Here is a 1,454-nt window from a genome sequence, read left to right on the forward strand (position 1 = left end):
GAGGGGATGGCGGACACTCACCGCCGCGCTGGCCGGCGCGGGCGCGCTGCACGCGGCCACCCGCCGTCCGCTGCTGGTCGCCACCCTGCTCGCCGGCGCGCTGCTGCTGCGCCCGCAGTCCGGGCGACCGGTGCCCGGCGTCCTGGACGAACTGCCCGCGGTGTGCGGCCGGATCGCGGTGGCCTGGCTGGGCCTGGCCGCGCTGCTCGCCGCCCACGACCCCGAGCACGCGCTCACCGCCCGCACCCTGCTGCTCGGCTGGGCGCTGCACGCGGCGGCGGCCTGCGCGGGCCGGGGCGCGGCGCACTGGCGGCGCCGGGTGACGCTGCTGCGGCGGCCGCGCACCGCGCTGGTGATCGGCCCCGCCGCGACCGCGCAGCGGGTGGCCGCCGCACTGCTGCGGCAACCGCGCTGCGGAGTGCGGCCCGTGGGCGTGGTCGCGGACCGCCCGGACGGCAGCGGCGGGCTGCCCCTGCTCACCGCCGGGGAGGAGGTGGAACGGGCGCTCGTCCGGAACGGGGTGCGGGTCGTGCTCACCGTCCACCCGGCCGTGCGCACCGACAAGGGGCCGCTGCTGCGGGCGCTCGCCGAGTCCGGCTGCACCCTGTGGGAGCTGGACGCGGACTGCCCGGCGTACGAGATGCGCGACCAGCTCGCCGGGTTCGCCGTACGGCGCCTGGACCTGGGCACGCGGCGGCGGACCAGCCTCGCCAAGCGGCTGCTGGACGTGCTGGTGTCGGGGACGCTGCTGGTGCTGGTCAGCCCGGTGCTGCTGGTGTGCGCGGTCGTACTGAGGATCACCGACGGGCCCGGGGTGGTGTTCCGGCAGGAGCGCATCGGCAAGGACGGCCGCCCCTTCACCCTGCTGAAGTTCCGCACCCACCGCCCGGTGGACGAGCACGAGGCGGCCACCCGCTGGAGCGTGGCGGGCGAGCACCGGATGGGCCGCTTCTGCCGCCTGCTGCGCCAGACCTCGCTGGACGAGCTGCTCCAGCTGTGGAACGTCTTCTGGGGTGACATGAGCCTGGTCGGCCCACGGCCCGAACGGCCGTACTTCGTCGCGCAGTTCGGCAGGACGTACCCGGGCTACGCGGCCCGCCACCGCATGCCGTCCGGCATCACCGGGCTCGCCCAGGTCAACGGGCTGCGCGGCGACACCTCCATCGAGGACCGGGCCCGCTTCGACAACGCCTACATCGACAACTGGTCGCTGTGGCAGGACGTCTGCATCCTGCTGCGCACCGCGGCCGCGCTCGTGCGTTCCACGGGGAGCTGACCGATGGCCCTCGCCCTGCCGATCCGCCGCCCGCTGCGGCTGTCCCCGGTGCTGCCGGTGGTGGCCGTGGTCGCCCTGCTCGCGCTGACCGCCCTCCTCGACAAGGCGGCCCGCGACCGGCTGAACACAGTGATCCTCCAGGTGCGGCCCACCGCCGACGCCCTGTGGCCGTCGCCGT

At 76.1% G+C, this 1,454-nt stretch carries 1 protein-coding gene; it reads left to right on the forward strand.

The window, feature by feature from the left end:
• A partial coding sequence (locus tag ACWEN3_RS46515; RefSeq protein ID WP_452984486.1) for an exopolysaccharide biosynthesis polyprenyl glycosylphosphotransferase occupies window positions 1-1,276 on the forward strand: 1,276 nt, incomplete at its 5' end.
• Window positions 1,277-1,454: the final 178 nt, after the last annotated feature.

The sequence above is a fragment of the Streptomyces sp. NPDC004561 genome (genome assembly GCF_053602155.1).